Annotated in this window: 19 protein-coding genes; 11 read left to right on the top strand and 8 right to left on the bottom strand. The window is 63.0% G+C overall.

Going from position 1 to position 19,686, the window contains the following annotated elements; all coding sequences use genetic code 11:
* The first annotated feature begins 44 nt into the window (after positions 1–44).
* Positions 45–641 carry a hypothetical protein gene (locus CH251_RS22090; protein WP_094615091.1) on the top strand — a complete coding sequence of 199 codons (597 nt, stop codon included), beginning with the start codon at positions 45–47 and terminating at the stop codon, positions 639–641.
* 53 nt (positions 642–694) lie between these two features.
* Here CH251_RS22090 and pabB read toward each other — a convergent pair whose 3' ends face one another.
* The 3 genes from pabB to CH251_RS22075 all read right to left on the bottom strand — a co-directional run bounded on the left by pabB (position 695) and on the right by CH251_RS22075 (position 3,792).
* Positions 695–2,767: an aminodeoxychorismate synthase component I gene (gene pabB / locus CH251_RS22085; RefSeq protein ID WP_094615090.1), complete on the bottom strand. Its 2,073-nt coding sequence runs from the start codon at positions 2,765–2,767 to the stop codon at positions 695–697.
* A gap of 9 nt (positions 2,768–2,776) precedes the next feature.
* Complete coding sequence (locus CH251_RS22080; protein WP_256979236.1) at positions 2,777–3,172, bottom strand: chorismate mutase family protein; 396 nt, start codon at positions 3,170–3,172, stop codon at positions 2,777–2,779.
* Positions 3,173–3,453: 281 nt separating this feature from the next.
* Positions 3,454–3,792: an RNA polymerase-binding protein RbpA gene (locus tag CH251_RS22075; RefSeq protein ID WP_027497120.1), complete on the bottom strand. Its 339-nt coding sequence runs from the start codon at positions 3,790–3,792 to the stop codon at positions 3,454–3,456.
* Positions 3,793–3,984: 192 nt separating this feature from the next.
* Between CH251_RS22075 and CH251_RS22070 the strand changes: the two genes are divergently transcribed.
* The 4 genes from CH251_RS22070 (at position 3,985) to CH251_RS22055 (ending at position 7,225) form a co-directional block, all read left to right on the top strand.
* Positions 3,985–4,317: a hypothetical protein gene (locus CH251_RS22070; RefSeq protein WP_094615089.1), complete on the top strand. Its 333-nt coding sequence runs from the start codon at positions 3,985–3,987 to the stop codon at positions 4,315–4,317.
* Between the two features lie 89 nt (positions 4,318–4,406).
* Entirely contained in the window at positions 4,407–4,862 is a 456-nt protein-coding gene (locus CH251_RS22065; protein ID WP_032398482.1) for a tellurite resistance TerB family protein, read from the top strand.
* Between the two features lie 195 nt (positions 4,863–5,057).
* A complete protein-coding gene (locus tag CH251_RS22060) occupies positions 5,058–6,731 on the top strand; it encodes a cation:proton antiporter family protein (protein WP_094615088.1) in 1,674 nt (557 codons plus the stop codon).
* Entirely contained in the window at positions 6,728–7,225 is a 498-nt protein-coding gene (locus CH251_RS22055) for a DUF6328 family protein (protein WP_094615087.1), read from the top strand. The genes CH251_RS22060 and CH251_RS22055 overlap by 4 nt, the downstream gene beginning before the upstream one ends.
* A 36-nt stretch (positions 7,226–7,261) precedes the next feature.
* Here CH251_RS22055 and CH251_RS22050 read toward each other — a convergent pair whose 3' ends face one another.
* From CH251_RS22050 to CH251_RS22035, 4 genes are all read right to left on the bottom strand, one after another.
* The gene (locus CH251_RS22050) at positions 7,262–8,302 is read right to left on the bottom strand and encodes a diguanylate cyclase (protein ID WP_143537808.1); all 1,041 of its coding nucleotides are present in this window, start codon (positions 8,300–8,302) and stop codon (positions 7,262–7,264) included.
* 545 nt (positions 8,303–8,847) lie between these two features.
* The gene (locus CH251_RS22045; RefSeq protein WP_094615085.1) at positions 8,848–9,999 is read right to left on the bottom strand and encodes a GNAT family N-acetyltransferase; all 1,152 of its coding nucleotides are present in this window, start codon (positions 9,997–9,999) and stop codon (positions 8,848–8,850) included.
* A gap of 47 nt (positions 10,000–10,046) precedes the next feature.
* Entirely contained in the window at positions 10,047–10,625 is a 579-nt protein-coding gene (locus tag CH251_RS22040; RefSeq protein ID WP_094615084.1) for a hypothetical protein, read from the bottom strand.
* Between the two features lie 207 nt (positions 10,626–10,832).
* The gene (locus CH251_RS22035) at positions 10,833–11,306 is read right to left on the bottom strand and encodes a hypothetical protein (protein ID WP_094615083.1); all 474 of its coding nucleotides are present in this window, start codon (positions 11,304–11,306) and stop codon (positions 10,833–10,835) included.
* An 80-nt stretch (positions 11,307–11,386) separates the two neighbouring features.
* Between CH251_RS22035 and CH251_RS22030 the strand changes: the two genes are divergently transcribed.
* The 5 genes from CH251_RS22030 to helR all read left to right on the top strand — a co-directional run bounded on the left by CH251_RS22030 (position 11,387) and on the right by helR (position 17,804).
* Positions 11,387–11,881, top strand: coding sequence for a hypothetical protein (locus CH251_RS22030; RefSeq protein ID WP_094615082.1), 495 nt, complete (start codon positions 11,387–11,389; stop codon positions 11,879–11,881).
* Positions 11,878–12,267 (top strand): transcriptional regulator, encoded by a 390-nt coding sequence (locus CH251_RS22025; protein WP_094615081.1) that lies wholly within the window; start codon positions 11,878–11,880, stop codon positions 12,265–12,267. Before CH251_RS22030 ends, CH251_RS22025 begins: the two co-directional genes overlap by 4 nt.
* Positions 12,268–12,763: 496 nt before the next feature.
* Positions 12,764–14,959, top strand: a complete 2,196-nt coding sequence (locus CH251_RS22015; protein WP_094615303.1) for an EAL domain-containing protein — start codon at positions 12,764–12,766, stop codon at positions 14,957–14,959.
* 370 nt (positions 14,960–15,329) lie between these two features.
* Positions 15,330–15,452 carry a hypothetical protein gene (locus tag CH251_RS28005; protein WP_256979233.1) on the top strand — a complete coding sequence of 41 codons (123 nt, stop codon included), beginning with the start codon at positions 15,330–15,332 and terminating at the stop codon, positions 15,450–15,452.
* A 174-nt stretch (positions 15,453–15,626) separates the two neighbouring features.
* The gene (helR, locus tag CH251_RS22010) at positions 15,627–17,804 is read left to right on the top strand and encodes an RNA polymerase recycling motor ATPase HelR (RefSeq protein ID WP_094615079.1); all 2,178 of its coding nucleotides are present in this window, start codon (positions 15,627–15,629) and stop codon (positions 17,802–17,804) included.
* Here the strand turns inward: helR and CH251_RS22005 are convergent.
* Complete coding sequence (locus tag CH251_RS22005; RefSeq protein ID WP_094615078.1) at positions 17,765–18,664, bottom strand: LysR family transcriptional regulator; 900 nt, start codon at positions 18,662–18,664, stop codon at positions 17,765–17,767. The two genes, helR and CH251_RS22005, sit on opposite strands and share 40 nt — an antisense overlap.
* 73 nt (positions 18,665–18,737) lie before the next feature.
* On the opposite strand from CH251_RS22005, the gene dapA reads away from it, so the two are divergent.
* On the top strand, positions 18,738–19,682 hold the full coding sequence (gene dapA / locus CH251_RS22000) for a 4-hydroxy-tetrahydrodipicolinate synthase (protein ID WP_094615077.1): 945 nt from the start codon (positions 18,738–18,740) through the stop codon (positions 19,680–19,682).
* Positions 19,683–19,686: the final 4 nt, after the last annotated feature.

Genomic DNA, 19,686 nt, shown 5'->3' with positions numbered 1-19,686 from the left:
CACGAATGCCGTCGAATACGAATCACTACCACCAGGGGACAGAAGTGAAACTGATCAGAACAGCAACGGTAGCGGTGGCGTTGACCGCTGCGGTGGCCACCGGAGCGGGCCATGCTGTGGCAGACCCGTCGTCGGACCCGGTGAACTACGAGACGTCGGTCAACCCCGACGGAACGGTCACCACCATCCTCGATGCCGGACTGTTCCGGGTCGACGCCACGAGCGAAACCGTGTCCGTCATCGACCAGTCCGGTGCCACGCTTGCATCTGTTCCGCTGGAGTACACCATCAACGGCACCGTCTACTCGATCGCACCGCTGATCGGTGCCGAGGGTCGCGAACTGACGTTGACTCCGCAGACGGTTCCCGTCGCCGAGGTCGCGGGTCCGCGGACCAAGCAGCAGGCATTCGACAACATGGTCAACCAGCTCGCGATCGGCTGGAACAACGGTGGCGGTGTCGGCACGGCGATCGGCGCAGGCCTCGGTTTCGCCATCGGTTGTGTGTCGATCTTCCCGAACTTCATCTCCGGGTGCATCATCGGGACCGTCATCGGTACGGTCGCCGGCGCAGTCATCGGTACCAGCAACGGAAACCCGCAGGCTCAGCCTGCCGTGTTCGAGTACTTCACCACTCCGTAAGCAGGTCGTCTTCGAGCCGAGGAATGTCGAACAGCGGGTAGGGCGCAGACGCCCTATCCGCTGTTTTCTGTTCGCCCGGTCAGCGCGCGACGCATCGACACAGCCTTGACCATCGTCTCCTCGAACTCCTCGTCAGGATCCGACAGCGCCACGATTGCGCCACCCACCCCGTACGTCACTTCGTGTTCGGTGGCCACGATCGTGCGAATGACGATCGAGAAATCCGCGGTCCCGGTGATCGAGAAGTAACCGATGGCACCCGAGTACACACCCCGTGGTCCGTCTTCGAGCTTGTCGATGATCGCCATCGTGCGGATCTTCGGGGCTCCCGTCATCGATCCACCGGGAAACGCGGCACGGATACAGTCCGCCGCCGACGCGTCGTCGCGCAGGCGCCCGCGAACGGTCGAGACCAATTGATGTACGGGAGCGTAGGTTTCGACATCGAACAGCTTCGGCACGTGCACCGACCCCGGCACGCAGACCTGGGCGAGGTCGTTGCGCACCAGGTCCACGATCATCAGGTTCTCGGCCTTGTCCTTCTCGTTTGCGACGAGATCGGCCTTGAGTGCGTTGTCTTCCTCCGCGGTGGCTCCGCGGGGACGCGTTCCCTTGATCGGCTTGGACTCGACGATGCGGTCGGCGTCGATGCGCAAGAAGCGTTCCGGAGACGCACTCAACACCGACAGCTCGGGGAACTTCAGTAGCGCACTGTACGGAGTGGGGTTGATTTCGCGCATGTACGAGTAGGTGGCGGTTGCGTCGATGGAACCGGACACGGTCGCGGTGTTGGTCAGACACACCTCGTATGTCTCACCGGAGCGAATCTCGGCGAGGCACTGGGAAATCAGATCGAGGTAGTGGGCACGGTCGTGGCGTAACCGGGGCTCGAGCGAACGATCGGCGCCGAGCAGGGGAGTGCCGGTCGCAGGCACACCAGGACGGTTGTCGGGGGTGACCTTTCGGGACAGGCCACGCAGGGTGTCGGTGACCGAGTCGAACCACTGCGCCAACACAGGATCCCCGGGGGTGGTGGCCAACCCCATCAGATAGAGAGTGCCGGCCTCGTGGTCGAACACCAACGCGCGGTCTGCGAAGACCATCGATGCGTCGGGAGTCGCAGAGGTGTGCACCAGTTGCCCACCGGTGTCCGCCTTGAGTTCGTAGCCCAGGTATCCCACGTAGCCGAGACCGAAAGCAAAGGGTAGGTCGTGCCGAGGGGGAGTGGCCCGCTCTCGTAATCGGTCGTCGATGTAATCGAAGAATGTCGAGTGGATGCGCTCGGTCGTACCGTCGGGACCTTGCACGGTCACCGTGGTCTCGGCAACCGAGTAGGTGACGTACTCCGCGTGGGGACCCGAGCAATCACCCATGACGGTGAATCTGCAGTCGGGTTCGAGAGCCGCACTGCCGTCCAGCCAGAAACTCTTCGAGCCGTCCGCGAACAGTGCTTCGAATACTTGCTCGGAGTCGAAAGTCTCGTCGAGCGAACGTGTTTCGATGGTGAACATCGAATCCTGAGTATGCGCAGCACTCGATGCGCTCGATTGCGCCAGTGTGAGATCGCGGAAATTGGCGAGCAGTTCGCGGCCGTAGTCGGTACTGATCGACTCGGGATGGAACTGAACACCCCACATCGGCTTGCTGCGGTGCCGAACGGCCATGACCAGTCCGTCGGGCGTCCACGCGACTTCCTCGAAGTCGGCAGGGGTGCGGGTCACGACGAGTGAGTGATACCGCACCACCGAGTACGGCGACGGAATCCCGGCGAACAGATCCACACCGGTATGGGTGATGTCGGTGATTCTGCCGTGCATCGGCGTGGGCGCGAGATCCACGCTGCCACCGAACAGATGGCACAGACCTTGATGCCCGAGGCACACGCCGAGTATCGGTAGGCCTGATTCGAGTATCACGCGGGCACTGATACCGAAGTCCTGCTCCAGATCCGGACGCCCGGGACCGGGCGAGATCACGACATTGTCGTAGGCGTCGAAGTCCAGCGACGTCCACTCGACGTCGTTCTTGACCACGGTCGGCGGCCGCCCGTTCACCTCGGCCAGAAGGCTGTACAGGTTGTAAGTGAACGAATCGTAATTGTCCACCAGGAGCGTATGGATCGTCATCGGGTGCTTCTACCGTTCACTGTCGAGGCCGGGCCCGGGCGTCGGAGAATCGATGATCGAATCCTCGACGCGACATGCTTCTGCGATCATCGATCGATACAGATCTTCGAGAAAATCGGGAGACAGTCCATTGGCCGACGCGAATTCTCTCGCTCGCTCGGTCACCAGTCCGACGCGGCCCGGTTGCATCATCGGAATGGCGTGTTCACGTTTTACGTGTGCAACACGTACACACACATCGATGCGGTCTCGAATTGCAGCGCGCAGAACTTCGTCGATTCCGTCCAACTCGCGCCTCAACTCCGCAAGTTTCTGCTCGCCGACCGCGCGATGACCTTCCGCTTCAGCATCGGAGGCCGCCGTACGCAAAGCGTCGGTCGAGCGCTGATCAGAATCCTGGCTCACGAGTTAATGCCCCCTGATTTTTCGACTCCGGTGCCTGCTGTTTATCGATATTGTCCGATAATTGTTACGGCGACCGTTCACGAATCGTCCACTTGTGTGACAACCGATACTCGATGATGGCAGCTCGGACTGTCACACCGCCACTCGATCGTATTGGAATCCTCGCTCAGGCGACAAATGATGCAACAAAGGCGCGTCAAAACATTCGACAGGTCCGAATGGCATAAAAAAACTGCACCGCCGGATTGTTTGCAATCAGGCGGTGCAGTGGACGGCGACGGTCATGCGCCGCGGCGCTTCACCTTCAACAGGTCCAATCGCTCCTTGAGAAGTTCTTCGAGCTCGTCGACCGAACGACGCTCGAGCAACATGTCCCAGTGGGTGCGGGGAGGCTTGACCTTCTTGGCCTCCGGCGCAGTGCCCTCGATCAGCGACCCTTCCAGGCCGTTGCGGCATGCCCAGGTTCCCGGAATCTCGGCATCGTCGGCGAACGGTACGTCGAACTCTTCGCCGTTGTCGCATCGGTAGCGCGCAACGCGGCGGGGTGCCAGGTCGTGATCACGGTCGGTCTCGTAGCTGACCGCTCCCAGCCGGCTACCTCGAAGTACACGATCTGCCATGGTGAAGTCCTCTCCATCGATAGTAGGTACGTGCGCCGAAGCCATCCGTCGACATCGAACTGCACCGTCTACCCACTGATCTACAACGTCGCCGCGCGTCGGTTCGTTCCCGGGCCGATGAGTCCAGGTGCGGTCCAGTCGGCGCAGCTTATCGGGCGATCTTACCTCGCGGCCGCAGTAGGCTGAACGACCATGTCCGTCAGAACCCGCCGCGACCAGACGTGCACCTGGTGCGGGCGCCCGGTCGCCGATACCGGAACCGGCCGTAAGCGGCGGTACTGCCGTCAATCGTGCCGTCAACGCGCCTACGAGCAACGCAGCGCGACGAAAGGGACGTCGATTCCCGACGACGCCGTCGTGCTGACCGCGGAGGAGGTGTCGGCGGCGGCCGACAGAGCGTTCGAAGTTCGGTGTGCGGCCGAGGACGTCAGCACCGCGGTGACGGAAGGGGCCGATGCCGCGGAACTGCACCGACTGTGCGTCGAACTGTTGGCCAAAGCGCACGACGCAGAACGGCTGCGCTGAACTGGGGTTCCTCCCCAGTTCACCGACTACGTGGACAATGGTCGAGGCCCGCGCGACTGCGCGGGCGGTACGACCTAGTGAGGAGCTCCATGGCGTTCTGGGATCAACTCAAGTCCAAGGCACAGGAATTGAACGGCCAGCTGCAGACGAAGACCAGCCAATTCAAGAACAAGGAATTCGCCAACGGCAGCATGGCCATGTGTGCCCTGATCGCGGCGGCCGACGGCACCATCGATCCTGCCGAGCGCCAGAAGACGGCATCTCTGATCGCCGGTAACGAGGCGTTACGAGTGTTCGAGCCCGACGAGCTTCGGCAGAAGTTCGACTGGTACTGCGACAAGCTGCAAGGAGATTTCGACTTCGGAAAGGTCGAGGCGACAGCCACGATCGGCAAGCTCAAGTCGAAGCCCGACCAGGCACGAGCCGTCATCCAGATCGGCATCATCATCGGCGGTGCCGACGGCCATTTCGACGACCACGAGAAGGCTGCGGTGCGCAACGCGTGCTTCGCGGTCGGAATCGATCCGGCCGAGTTCGAGCTCTGAGAGTCCCGAGCCGAGGTTTCGGATCCGAACGGCGATCGACGTAGCAACCCGCTTCGTCGATCGCCGTTCGCGTGAGGGCTCGTGCACTGTGAAATACCCGTATTGCCGGGATACTGGGGACACTCCGACGGCATGTGCCGATGTCGAAAGTTCCGTTGGAGATTCGGTTGCAGCCCACCAGCAAAGGGACCGTGCATGACAATTGCCGCGATCTACCTCGTCATCGCCTTCGGTTTGGGCGGACTTGCCATGGTGGTCCGGCTGCCTCCACTGGTCGGATTTCTGGCTGCCGGTTTCGTCATCAATGCACTCGACGTCGGTGAGGTGCCCCAGCTCGAGCTGCTCGCTGATCTGGGTGTGACGCTTCTCCTGTTCGCCATCGGTCTCAAGCTCGACGTTCGTATTCTGCTGCGCCGGGAAGTATGGCTGACCACCTCGGTGCATCTGGTGTTCAGCGTCGTGGTCGGTACCACCGTTCTGTGGCTGGCTGCCGTCGCGGGGTTGGCCATGCTGTCCGGACAGAGCCTGACGACGATCGCATTGCTCGCCTTCGCCATGTCGTTCTCGAGCACCGTCTTCGTGGTCAAGGTACTCGAGGAACGCGGTGAGTCACACGCCCTTTACGGACGCGTGGCGATCGGTGTCCTGGTGATGCAGGACATCGTTGCCGTGGTGTTTCTGACCGTCACCAGCGGCACGCTGCCCAGCCCCTGGGCGCTGACGCTGGTACTGCTGTGGCCCGTCACTCGCGTCCTCCGACGAGTATGGAGCGGACTGGGCCACGGAGAGATGCAGTCTCTGTTCGGCATCGTGATGGCACTGGTGCCCGGTTACGCGCTGTTCTCCGCCCTGGGACTCAAAGGAGACCTGGGTGCATTGATCATCGGTGTGCTGCTGGCGTCACACCCGGCCTCGTCCGAGCTGTCTCGATCGTTGTTCCACATCAAGGAACTGCTGCTGGTGGGCTTTTTCGTCTCGATCGGTCTCTCCGGGTTGCCCGACCTGCCCAGTCTCGGCGTCGCACTGCTCATGGTGCTTCTGCTACCGCTCAAATCCGTCTTGTATCTGGCGCTGTTCGCCCTGATGAAGTTGCGGTATCGAACAGCCCTCCTTGCCGGGCTGAGCCTGATGAACTATTCGGAATTCGGATTGATCGTCGTCTCGGTCGGAGTCACGACCGGCCTTCTGGCACCGGCATGGCTGGTCGAGATGTCGATAGCCGTGGCGCTGAGTTTCGTGGCCTCGGCACTGGTCAACGGCCGGGGGCACCTCATGGTGGAGAAGATCGCAACCCGATTACCGGAGCAGGACGAGAGCAGTCTGCATCCGGAGGAACGGTCCGGTGACGCCGGCGACGCCGAGGTCGTCGTGATCGGGATGGGGCGAGTCGGATTCGCGGCCTATCAGAGGCTCACCGATCACTACCGTCTCGATGTGGTGGGTGTCGACTACGACGGGCCCCGCATTCGTCGCCTCGCCGATCGAGGACTGCGAGTCATCGAAGGGGACGCAACCGATCTCGATTTCTGGAATCAACTGCGGCACTCCGAGTCGGTCCGCATTGCCGTGCTCGCGATGCCACGTCACGGTGCCAACGTCACAGCACTCGCCTGTCTGCGCGAATCCGGGTTCAGTGGAACAGTCGCAGCCGTGGCTCGGTACGACGACGAAGTGCAATGGGCCAAGGAGCACGGTGTGGACATCGCGTTCAATGTCTACGCAGGTGCGGGATTGGAGTTGGCGGATCAGGTGGGCACCACGTCCCCCAATCCCGTGGGCGAGAAATTCGACCCCGACCTCGGTACCTCCGAAACCGAGACGTTCCCTCGACCGGCAACGGAACCGGTACCTCTCGAGGAGCGTCCGTGACCGACGCGCCCGACCCACCCAACGCCGAGTGGAACACGCAGGCCAGGGGAGAGACGCCTACTCAGCAACTCGACCGCAACTGGCTCGGTCTACTCCAGGAACTGCGCGTCGAACAGACCGGGGTACAACTGCTGACCGGGTTTCTGCTGACCCTGCCGTTCCAACAACGTTTCGACGACGTCTCTGCGTTCGGCCTCGCGGTGTATCTGGTCACCGTGAGTGCTTCGATCATCGCAACCATCCTGCTGATCGCACCGGTGGGTATGCACCGAATTCTGTTCCGTCACAAAGAAGTCGGTGTACTCGTACGGGTCGGCAATCGACTCGCGATCGCAGGCCTGTTCATGCTCGGCATCGCACTGGTGGGAGTAGTGGCTCTCACGTTCGACTTCGTGGTAGGTCCGCTCGTCGGCATCGCAGCGGCACTGGTCGCGCTGAGCCTTCTCCTTGCATTGTGGGTGGCACTGCCACGGTGGTACTTGAAATCTCGATGACGTTGCGGTGGTGAGAGATTCGCTCGGGGTGCACTCTCATGTCGGCCAGCGACCACGTTTCGCGCGATACATCTCCGAGTCGGCGACACGGAGTACGTCGTACGCGGACTGTCGCACATCACTGTCCGCGTCGATGTGTACCGCTGCCGACCCGACGCTGACGGTGAGCCCAGACAACATCCGGGCCTGTTTCAGGCTATCTACGAGCTCTGCAGTTCGGGCAGCGAGGTCGGCAGGCCGACCGACGGCGATGCACGCGAACTCGTCTCCGCCCAGTCGTGCGACGATCCAGCGGTTGGCCGCCAGCGCCCGCAGATGCTGTGCCACATCGACGAGGACGGCGTCGCCGGTGTGGTGTCCGTAGTTGTCGTTGACGCCCTTCATTCCGTCGACATCTGCGGCGACGGCGGACATCACCTTCGGTTCGACATCCGGCGTTGTCATCGCGGTGGCAGCTACTGCAGCGAACAACCCGCGCCGATTGTGCAGACCGGTCAGCGGATCGACCAGCGACTCCCGTGCGCGAGATCGGAGCTCGCTCACGTACACCACCAGAATGAGTGGAGACGCGAACATCAACAGCATGGTCAGACTGTGTGCGGCGACGACCCAGCCGCTGGCGACGTCTGCGCGCACCGACAAAACGGCCACCACCGCAAGAACGACGGTGGCGAACACCATGTGCACGAGACAGGGGAGTAGCGGCACCGCCACCACGGCAAAAGTGGTGATGACGGCGAACAGAACTGTGCCGCCGATCGCTGTCAATGTCGTGTCCTTCAACAACAGACTGGCGGCGATCGACACATCCGAATACACGATGAACGCAGTCAGCAGACGCGGACCAGGCCATCGACCCAAGAACCAGCCCAACGCGACCGGAAAAGCGGTCAGACTGATCACGACCACCACATGAACTCGCCAACCGCTGTATTCCTCGGACGGTGCGCTGAGCAATCCGATGAGACCGATCGACAACGTGCCCAAGCCGACGAGTAGCCGAATGACGCCGGTTCGAGTCGCGTCCAGATCCAGCAGCCCCGACCCCGGGTTGTCCCTGTGCTGTTGTGACGACATACATCGACCCTTGGCCGAGACGAACGGACGAACGGCAGACATCGAGTGACCTTCGGCTGGTATTTGCACCGAGCAATTCCCGGACAGTAGCAGAAACATGCAATTCGACTACTGGATCGGTCGATACCGACCGAAATGACTGTTTGCGTCACGATCGCCGTGGAACAGGAACTAACTGTAGCCACCACTCACTACCGTAAATCGTCACTGTGACGTTTCGCGGTGATGCAACGGGAGTCCGAGCAGCGACCCGAGAGACGGCCCGGATTCGTTGGAATCCACGCGATCCATGCATTCACAGCGACGAGCCGCGCCGGACAACGACGGAGTGCCCGCCGCGACGATCGAGAAACTGCTTCATCGCGGGTAAAACGGTCGACGTAGGCGCATGCTGGGCATTTCAGCTCACGCCAACCAGATCACCACGTCGACCAGCAAAGCAGCTTCCGAGCTGCGGCCCATGTTTTGCCGATAATCAGCATTATGTCAACTAATCGACTGAACCCAGTGCCGGCGCTGCCCCACGACTGTTCAGACGGATCTGCCTAGACGGATCGCAGAAAACAGCGCGCAGACTCTTGCCGTTCAGCGTCGTAGTCTTCCCACTTCGCTGAAGGGACATCCTGATGCCCGACCTCGACGAAATTGCGTTTGACGAAGAACTCCGCGGCTTCACTGCTGACGGTGACCGCGAAAAGATTCGCGATGCCCCTTGTGCGGCAGACCTCCAGCAGTCCGTCCATCAGCAGGCCACCCGCTCCCAGTCCGGAGAACTCGGCGACTGTGATCAGACCCGACACTTCGCCGAATCCTGTTCCGGCGTAACGGTCTACCTCCAGCCCGACGATACCGGCGAGGTGGCCGGTGCGCAGCACCCGCGCACCGAGTCCTCCGACCGCCATCCTGGCAATCTCGATCCGACTGCGCTGCTTGAGAACCCCTTCTCGCACTCCCTGTGCGACCAACGCTTCTATCGCAGGGAAATCGTCGACCTGCAGCGAGGCCAAGTGAAGGTAGCGCCCCTGGGTGAGGACGGTCCCCCGGCCGTCGAACGTGAACAGCTCGAATTCGAGATCCTCGCCGCGGCACAGGTTTACGCTGTATGCACCGCCGGCAAGTGCCGCCTCGGCCGCGGACGGGAAATCGTCGAGACCCCGTTCGGCCAGATGAGCGACCAGTCGCTCGCGGTGCAGGTCGATGTCGGCGAAGCTACGAGGAGGATCGCCCCAACCTCCGCCCGGGTCGGTCAGGACCATCTTCGAAGCCCGCACGCTCGCAGACACAGTGCCTGCGGTGCGCGCGACGGCGGGCGCCTCCGCCCCGATCACGACGCATTCCGAGTCTGCGATAGCGAGCCACAAACGGGCGACGGACTCGTCGTTCCAGACAGCCCCACTCACCATGGCCACACCACCGACTGCAGCGGCGACTTCCGGAACGTAGTCGGCCGGAACCACGAAAATGAAGCGCGTATCACCAGTACCGAACTCCCCGACCGTTCGCTTCACCGCCTCGAGCGCCGCGATGCTCAACACGGGAAGGGCGATCACGATCGTGACCCCGCGGAACTCCTCGATGAAGAAGTCGCGCTCGGCGACAGGAACCCCACTGGACGTCAGCTCGATCGCCACCTCGCGCGGTACCGCTGGCCGCGGCCGCAATTTCCGTGGGTTCGCGCGTAGGTCGTAGTTCGTCATGGTGGGTCCCAGTGTGGACTGCTGGCCGACACCCCGCAACGTCCGAATCAGTAGGTGTAGTTGATACCTCGGGAGAACGTGAATCCGCCCGTTGGTGCTGTGCATCCGATTATGTCGTCGGGCCCTGACTGGCACACCACGCCCTCGACCGACAGCACCTGGCCGAATTCGAGCACCGGCGCGTTCGCATCCACGTAGATGCCCTGCGTCGTGCACATGCTTTCCGAGCCCGCCGCGGTGACGCGAACTGCGACCTTGTCGTTTTCGGCCATCGAGCACTGGGGTCCCTCGAAGGGATTCCTGCCGTCCACGGCCTGACATCCCACTCGCCCCTCGGGACCGTCGGCGTCCCAGATGCCGCAGTGGATGTTACCCGTCGGCGAAGTGAAGTTGTACTTATCGCTCCCCGTCCGGAACGTCGCGGGATCGACGTTGCCCGGTTGGTCTAACGACGGCTGCAAGGTCGCACCGCCACCACCCGGCACCAGATCCGCTGCTTCCTCCGGCGTTCGCGTCGGCGGAGCGACTGCTGATTCCTGTGGCGATTCGACCTCGCCCTGAGTCGGCGGCTCGGCCACAACCGACGACTCGGTGGTCGTCTCCACGGGCGAGGTCGTCGTCTCCACGGGCGAGGTCGTCGTCCCAGCGGGCACAGACGTAGTTTCCGGCGGGGCACTGGTGTCCGAATCGCCACTCGCACAACCACCGAGAGCCAACCCGCACAAAGTCGCAACCAGAACAACGGACTTACGAGCAATCGTCATATTTACTCTTCTCTTTTCGGTAGTCGACACGAACGTCTCGGCGTGAGCGACTGGTTCGATCGGCATCGTTCAGCGGGCCGGCACTTCGAAGGTGGGACTCGGTGAATGCGCGGCACTTGTTCTGAAGGTGACCGTAAGCGGCCCCTCCCCTGTCTCGATGTCCAGGTAAGGGTTTGCCACATTGGGGCCTTGGAACCGCCAGCTCGCCACACGATGCTCGACGGTTCCGCCGGCGCCGGTGTCCTGGTTGTGCCAGTCCGCATAGATCGTCAGATAGCACTCGTAGTCGGCTGATCCAGCCCAAGCCGGGCTGTACAGGTGGGTCGTGAAGTTCGCTCGAATCTCGTTGGGCGCGTATCCGCTCGTGACATCCACATCGACTGTGCCAGCACCACATTGGGGCACCTCGGCGAGAGTGTAGATTCGCTGCTGCGGCGAGAAGTACATTTCCTGGGCACTCGATTGCACGGTCCCCGCGCCGATCGCCGCCGTGACCGCGCTTGCGAGGACGAGTGACCGTGTGACGATCGGATGCTTCTTCATGACCCTCCGTGGATGTGCGTGGTGTACTGACAGGATCGAACGTAACACTTGCCTGTGCGGCAAGTGTTAGAGTTACCGATATGGAAAGCAAACAGTCGCCGGACGCCGTACGCGACCTGCTGGGTGCGCTCCACGCCGATCGCGTCTCACTCGCAGATCGTCTCGCCGCGCCGTCCTGGTTCTACCCGGTCTTCGCCGCCCTCGCCGCCCTCTACGTAGGCACACCGGCATTGCCGTACGGCAACGTAAGTGCAGCGTTCGGCACCCTTCCGGTTGCGGCAGCCGTGACACTGACTCTGCTGTACCCCCGCATATCCGGGGTGCGGCCAGCGGCGGTAGGCATGATGGGATGGGCTGTTCTCATTGGACTGCTGGTCAGCGTGCTCGGCCTGTTGAGCGTGTCCTACGGCGTGGTGGCGTCACTGACGGCGTGGTGGGTGCTTCTGCCGCAGGCCGTGTGCTTCGTCATCGTGCTGTTCGGCGGCCGCCTGTTCGACGGCGTGTACCGAACCCATCTGCACGCTGGAGGCGTCCGGCAACTCGCCGGTCGTCGGTCCAGAAGCAGCTGGTCATGACCGAAGATCCCGGTGCCCGACCGAGATTCGATTCCGTCATCCATGCTCCAGTCCGCTTGCGCGTCTGCGGACTTCTCCGCCGGATCGACGAAATCGACTTCGCGGTCATACGCGACACACTTCAGATCAGCGACGCGTCGCTGTCGAAACATCTCAGAGCGCTCTCCGACGCGGGCTACGTCTCGATGAACAAGACTGCGTCGCTGTCACGTTCGGACTCGAGGAGATTGACATGGGTGAAACTGACACGCGCTGGACGAGAAGCATTCGACTCACACATCGCCGAGCTTCATGTCATCGCCCATGGCCACCCGGAGCCATCGTCGTCACGGCCACCCCTCCGAACGTGGAGTCCGACCTTCGGCGCCACACCCGAATTGGGCTGAAACCCATGTCACCGGGCGACCTTTTCACCATCCAGCATCCGAAACAGCCGTCGCTCCACTCGTCCTGATGTGGGGTCCACCTGTGTGACGTCGGTTCCGATCCACCCTGCTTTCTCGTACACGCTGATTGGGGTTGGCAGCACGACGACGGAATCGACGTCCACTCCCCTGCGCTGAGTGCTCTCGTCGATGAAATCGCCGTACTTGTGAACAGCTACAACCACTTCGGTGACGACATTACCCATCGATTCTTCGGTCGCGTTCGTGTCGAGGACAGGACGGTGGTGTGGTGACGGTTCCGCTGTCCGACAGATTCGCGCAGGTCGAGGTGACGATGGTGGGCAATGTGGCGCTCTTCGTCGCTCGACATCCCCTCGTCGTACAACAACGGACAGGCTGATACGCGGCGAGGACTATTCGGGCACATGGACCGCGAACGGCGAATAACATGGGCGCGGTGCCGCTCGCATCCCGAGCGACACGGATCGGAGGGCCGATGTTCGATCTCCCGGACGATCCGGTGAGTCTTCGATCCTTCCTGGAACGGGCTCCGGACTTCGTTGCGCTCTCCGACTTCACGGGGAAGATTCTGTACATCAATCCGGCGGGTTCGGAACTGATCGGAGTCAAGGACGTGGCCGATATCGGCCAACTGTCGGCCCTGGAACTGCTGACCTCCGACGGACTCGATCTCACCGACGACATCGCCGCCGGTCTGCTCTCCGAAGGCAAGTGGGAGGGATACTGCGAGCTACGCCATCACGTGACCGGCACAGGCATGCCGGTGGTGGTGTCTGCCTATGTGATCGGTCGTGACGACGGCGGCCCCGACGTGGTCGTATCCACCATTCGGCACCGACACACGGTGGAGCAGCGCAATGCCAGGATCGCGGCCGATGCAGTGATCGCCGGTCGTCACGCTCAGGAGCAGAAGGCTCTGGCCGATCTGAGCCGATTCGCCGTCATCGCCGAGCTACCCAGATTGCTCACTGCAGCCACCGACACCGCCGCCACACTGATCGGCGTGGGAAACTCCGCCATCGCCCATCTCGAGCACCCTACCGACCCGTACTTGACCATGGACGCGGCCAGCGGTGCACTCGGCATGCGTCAGGACGTTCCGTCCGGGGACGGTTCGTTGGTGGGATTCACTCTGACGCTCTCGGAGCCCGTCGTGTGCAACGACAGTCACGCCGAGAAGCGCTTCCGTACCGACACGATGATCTCGCTCGGCCTCCGCAGCGGTGTCGGAGTTCCCATCTTCACCGCCGCCGGAAAAGCATGGGGAGTTCTCTCGATCCACAGCGTCGAGGCCCGTCTCTACCGCGACGAAGAAGTGTCGTTCCTCAGTTCGGTGGCCGGGATCGTATCCGCGGCGATACGACGCATCGACCTCGAACTCCAACTGCGACGACGAAGTACCCACGACGCCCTGACCGGTCTGCCGAACCGCACCCTCGCGTACGAGGTCATCGATTCGGCACTGGACCGCGCGAGACAACAGTCCGGCACCGTGGCACTGCTGCTGCTCGACATCGACGACTTCAAGATCATCAACGACAGCTTGGGACACGACGCCGGAGACAGGGCGTTGGTGAAGTTCGTCGAACGGCTCGCCTCGGCGATCCGAGACGCCGACACCATCGCGCGCCTGGGCGGCGACGAATTCTTGATCGTCTGCGAAGGTGTGGACAGCGTTGCTCATGCGGAGGAACTCGCACGACACATCACGAGCTCCATCGCGGTTCCCTTCTCCGCCGAGGACGTGCCCATTCCCTTGAGCGCCAGCATCGGTATCGCGGTGTCCGAACCGAATTCGACTCGGCACGAGCTGATCCACCGCGCCGACTTGGCAATGTACCGCGCGAAGGACAGTGGGACCGGCGGGCACGCAGTATTCGATCCCACCGATCTCTACGACGCGGATCGCATCAGGTCACTGTCGATAGATCTGCGAGCGGCGCTGCGCGCCGACGAGCTCACTCTCGCGTACCAACCGTTGGTGGACATCGCTTCGCGGAAAATCGTTGCGGTGGAGGCACTTGCCCGCTGGAATCACCGCGAGCTAGGACCCATCGAACCGAGCGAGTTCGTCGGCGTCGCCGAAAGAACAGGTCTTGCAACACCATTGGGCGCATGGGCACTGCGTACCGCATGCGCGGCCGCGGCGCGGTGGCGAACGTTCTCCGACATCGTGGTTCGCGTCAACGTCAGCGCGCTCCAACTCCGCGATCCCGACTTTCCCAACGAGGTCGCTTCCATACTCGCAGAGACAGGACTGCCTGCCTTCGCTCTCGGGCTCGAGGTGACCGAAACCGTGTGGGTCGCGGACACCGAACGGGTCGCCGACACCGTCTCTGCCCTGCACGCAATGGGTGTTTCTCTGCTGCTCGACGACATGGGTAAAGGCCACAGTTCCATGTCGTATCTCGACCGCTACCCCATGTTCGAGTGCTTCAAGATCGACAAGTCGTACGTTGCCCGGCTGCCCGCTCCTCGGGCTCGCGCGATCGTCTCGGCCATCGTTGCGCTCGCACGCGCCTTCGACGTCACCGTCGTCGGCGAGGGAGTCGAAACCGAGGAACAACTCGATGCACTGGCCGCTACCGGATGCGACTTCGCGCAGGGATATCTTCTGGGCCGGCCGGTCGGTGCCGGTGCCATCGCAGATCTGCTTCTCGGCGATCGATGAACCCCGGGTCGTCCCGACGTTCGTGATACCGTGCCGAACCAGAGCTACTCGCATAGCCACCCCATCTGCAGCAGGCACCCGCGCCGCCTCCGTCAGCGTTCCACGGGCAAGGTCCTTCACGGATCTGCGATCGATGATGTTGGACTCTTGTTGTACGCCGTGTTCATGACTTCCGACCGGTGCAGCAGTGCGCGGGACTGGTGCACACAGGGATTGGAACTCTCGTGACCAAGAATCACGCCGACAAGCGCGCAGCGCGGACCTTTGCGCGAGCGCATGCACTGCCCTACCGTCAGGCTCTGGCGTCGGTACGCGCCGCCCTTGCCGGTCGAATGTCGTTGTAGCGCTCTCCGATCGAAGAGTTCGAGGGATGCGGAATTTTCATCGGGCACGTGCCGACGAATGGGACGGCGTAGGCCGCGCAGAGGTCACCGACCTCGGCGGCATGATCTATCGACTCGAACTCCAACGCGGCAGGGGTCTGGTGGCCTGACCCGAGGCCTGATCAGCGATTGCGCACCCGTTTCGTCGGTGCTGGATGGGTTCGGAAAGCAACACTTCGCTCGTTTCCCCTTTCAATGTATAGCGCACCCCGGGGCTTGCGGCAAGACCCCGTGCAGGGCACAGAATGGCTCGCTGCAGCCACGTAGCAATCGATCGGAGTCCTGTGAAGCATGTGCACCCAAGCGTTTTCGCCCTACCCGACAACCTCGCACGCAAACGCGATCCAGCGCTGATCGCCCACGACGAACAGCACTTCTCCGCGATACGCGCGAGCATCGAGCAGTCTCGATCCGATACCGCCGCGAGGCTCGAGGCCGCGCAGAAGTCGTCGGGCCGAATGGGCCGAGAGGTGATGGAACGGGACTTCGAGATCCATCGCTTGGGCGGACGTCTCCGTTCACTTCGTCGGTACGGGATGGATCTGTGCCTGGGTCGCGTCGTGGCCTCCGGTACGGACGAGCCGGCGTACGTCGGACGACTCGGACTGTTGGGGACATCTGGTGAACAACTTCTCGTCGACTGGCGCTCCCCCGCTGCCGAACCCTTCTTCGGTGCTACGCACGCCAACCCCATGGGGCTACGAAGTCGTCGTCGATATCGGTGGACGAACGGCACCATCACCGACTACTGGGACGAGGTGTTCGACCTGACCGGACCGATCATCGACGCTGCGCTGGACGATCAGTCTGCCTTCATCGCCGGTCTGGGTACGGCACGTTCACCGCGGATGCGTGACGTGCTGGGCACCGTTCAAGCAGATCAGGACGCCATCATTCGAGCGGACGCCCGGGGCGCGCTGGTCGTCGACGGTGGCCCGGGAACCGGGAAAACCGTGGTCGCCCTGCATCGCACCGCGTATTTGCTGTACACGGAATCGCGTCTCGAACACAGCCGCGGCGGCGTGCTGTTCGTCGGCCCACACGAGCCGTACCTCGCCTACGTCTCCGACGTCCTACCGAGTCTGGGTGAGGACGGTGTGCAGACCTGCACGCTCCGGGATCTCGTCGCCGAAGGAACGGACGTGATCGAAGAGCCCGATCCTGTTGTGGCGCAACTGAAGGCGTCCGCCGATATGAGCGTGGCGATAGAGTCGGCCGTTGCGTTCTACGAGCAACCGCCGACTCGGAACATGATCGTGGAGACGGAGTGGGCCGACCTGAGGCTGACGCCGGACGATTGGGCCGAGGCGTTCAAGGCACCCGATGGTGGCACTGCGCACAACGAGGCTCGCGAACAGGTCTGGGACCTGCTACTGACGATTCTGGCCGACCGCTACGACGGTGAGGAGGACCCAACCGAAATACGAAAGTCGTTGCAGAACAACGAGCCTCTACGCGCGGAACTCGAACGATCCTGGACGATCATCGACGCTGCCGACCTCGTGGCAGATCTGTGGAGCGTTCCGGCGTATCTCCGAAGGTGCGCACCCTGGCTCGGCCCCGAGGAGATTCGTTCGCTCCAGCGACCCGATCCGACGCGGTGGACGGTGTCCGATCTGCCACTGCTCGACGCCGCACGAATGCGGCTCGGAGATCCCGAACATTCACACCGCACTCGGCGTCGCGAGGTGGCCGCGGCTGCGGCGCGTGCGCGAATGGACCGCGTCGTCGACGAACTCATGGCCGCGGACGACGACGAGATGATGGCTGCACAGTTGCGGCAGGACGGAATTCGCGATGCCCTCGTCGATTCGGCGGGCTTCGAGGAAATCCCGACGGATCCCTCGGCGGGGCCGTTCGCACACATCGTCGTCGACGAGGCACAGGAGTTGACCGACGCGCAGTGGCAGATGGTCCTGCGACGATGCCCGTCGAGCAGCATCACCATCGTCGGAGACCGGGCGCAAGCGCGGGAGGGGTTCGCCGAGTCCTGGGCCGAAAGGCTTGGACGGGTCGGGCTCGACCGGGTGAGGATCGCCACCCTCGGTGTCAATTACCGCACCCCGCGGGAAGTCATGGCCGAGGCCGAGCCGGTGATTCGCGCGGCGCTGCCGGACGCCAATGTTCCGGTCTCCATCCGCAGCACCGGTGTGCCCGTCGAATACGCCGACGCGGCAGACCTGGCATCGATTCTCGACCGATGGCTGGACTCGAATGTCGACGGAGTCGCCTGCGTCGTAGGCAGTCCCGCGTTTCCACCCTCGGATCGCGTCCGCTCGCTGACACCAGAGATGACGAAGGGACTCGAATTCGATCTGGTCGTCCTGATCGACCCGGACTCGTTCGGATCGGGAATTGCCGGTGCCGTCGACAAGTACGTGGCCATGACGCGCGCAACCGGACAGCTGGTGGTTCTGACCACTCAGTGCGAGGCCGCATCGAGGACGTCCAGCACGGCATGAATTGCCGGGCTGGCGTCGGCGCTGCGCCGCCAGGCGGCCTGCACCTCACGAGCGGGAGCGCGCTCGAGTGGGACCGCGACGAGTCCGGCACCGAGCAACGGCCGCGCGAGGCGAGGCACCAGAGCGAGAACATCGTCCGCTTCGACCAGCGCGAGTTGCGTGGAGAAGTCGTCCACGAGATGGCGAACGTCGACCTCGGCGGACGTCTCGGCGAACAGCCGACGAAACCACTGATGACACACCGTCCCGGCCGGGCTCGTCACCCACGGGTACCGAGCGAGTTCGACAGGGGTCAATGCGGCCTCGCGTCGGGCGAGGGGGTGACTTCGCTTCATGATCACGTCGCCGAAGTCCGTGTGAATCGGTTGCCGAACGACCGAGGGAGGAGCGGGCACCGATACTCCGTCTGCGTCGTGCACCAGCGCCAGGTCTGCGGTACCGGCATGCACGCTGTGCAGTGCACGGTCCGGATCCTCCTCGCTGATGTGCACCGTCAGATCGGGACACCGTCGATTCAGCTCGATCAGCGCGGGTGCCAGCAAGCCGCGTACCGCGGTCGAGAAGCCGACCAGCCGAACGACCCCACGTGCGACGCCCTCGTCGGCGGATCGAGCCGCCTCGAGGCACCGTTCGAGAGCGTCGAACACCTCTCCCGCGGACTCGACCACCGCCCGACCTGCGGGGGTGAGCACAACGCCCCGACCGGCCTGTGCCAGCACCGGGGTGCCGATCTGCCGTTCGAGTCGTTTGATCTGCTGGGAGATCGCCGAGGAGGTGTAGCCCAGCTCGTCGGCGGCCCGAGCAAGAGTGCCGAGAGCTGCAACCGCACGGAGGGCGTGCAGGGCACCGACGTCGATCATGAAGCAACAGTACGCAGTAATGCGGAGAATGCATCGCTGGACCTGATGTATCGAACAGGTCCACACTCGGACCATGAGCACCACAGCGTCGCCGGCCTCGACAGTCTTCGGCACGAACATCGTCGCCATGGCGACCCCAATGCACCCCGATGGATCGCTCGACCGAGCGGGCGTCGATGCCCTTCTCGCGCACCTGTCCGCGACACGATGCGATGGCGTCGTCATCGCCGGAACGACCGGTGAAGCACCTACCCTGACGGGCCACGAGATCTCGCAGCTGATCGCTCGGGCTCGCAGCCACTCGGATCACGCTCTTCGAGTGATCGCGGGAGTAGGCACCAACGACACCTCGACGGGGATCGAGATGGCTCGGTCCGCAGCGACAGCCGGTGCCGACGCACTGTTGATCACCGCTCCCTACTATTCGCGCCCCACCCAGAACGGCATCGCGGAGCACATCGTCGCCATCGCCGAGGCAGGTGCACTGCCCGTGATGGTCTACGACGTCCCGGCTCGCACAGGTGTGTCCATCGAGGCGTCGACCCTCGTGGAACTGTCCCGTCACCCCCTCATCGGGGCCGTCAAGGACGCGAAGGGTGATCTGTACGAGGCCATGACCGTCATGTCCTCGACGCACCTCGCCTACTACTGCGGGATCGACGAACTCGCGCTCCCCTACCTCGCTTCCGGTGCAACAGGATCGGTCAGCGTCACCGGAAACGTGGTGGCAGACCGCTACGCCGAGCTGATCGCTGCAGTCCGCGCGGGCAACCTGGACCGGGCGAACGCAGTGCAGCGATCACTGCTGCCGTTGACCGACGCCGTCATGCGCACGACGCAGGGAGCCGTCATGGCCAAGGCCGCGCTCGCCAGGATCGGCGTCATCTCCGACGCGGCCGTGCGACGCCCACTTCTCGAGTCCTCGGCGGCCGATCTGAGACGACTCGACGCTGCCCTGTCGGCCACCGGAATCGATCAGGAATCGAGAAGCGAGCGCGTTCCGGTACGACTAGCCTGACTGC

Source organism: Rhodococcus sp. 06-462-5, from assembly GCF_002258315.1.
GTDB lineage: Bacteria > Actinomycetota > Actinomycetes > Mycobacteriales > Mycobacteriaceae > Rhodococcoides.
This window is presented reverse-complemented; position numbering and strand designations above follow the sequence as displayed.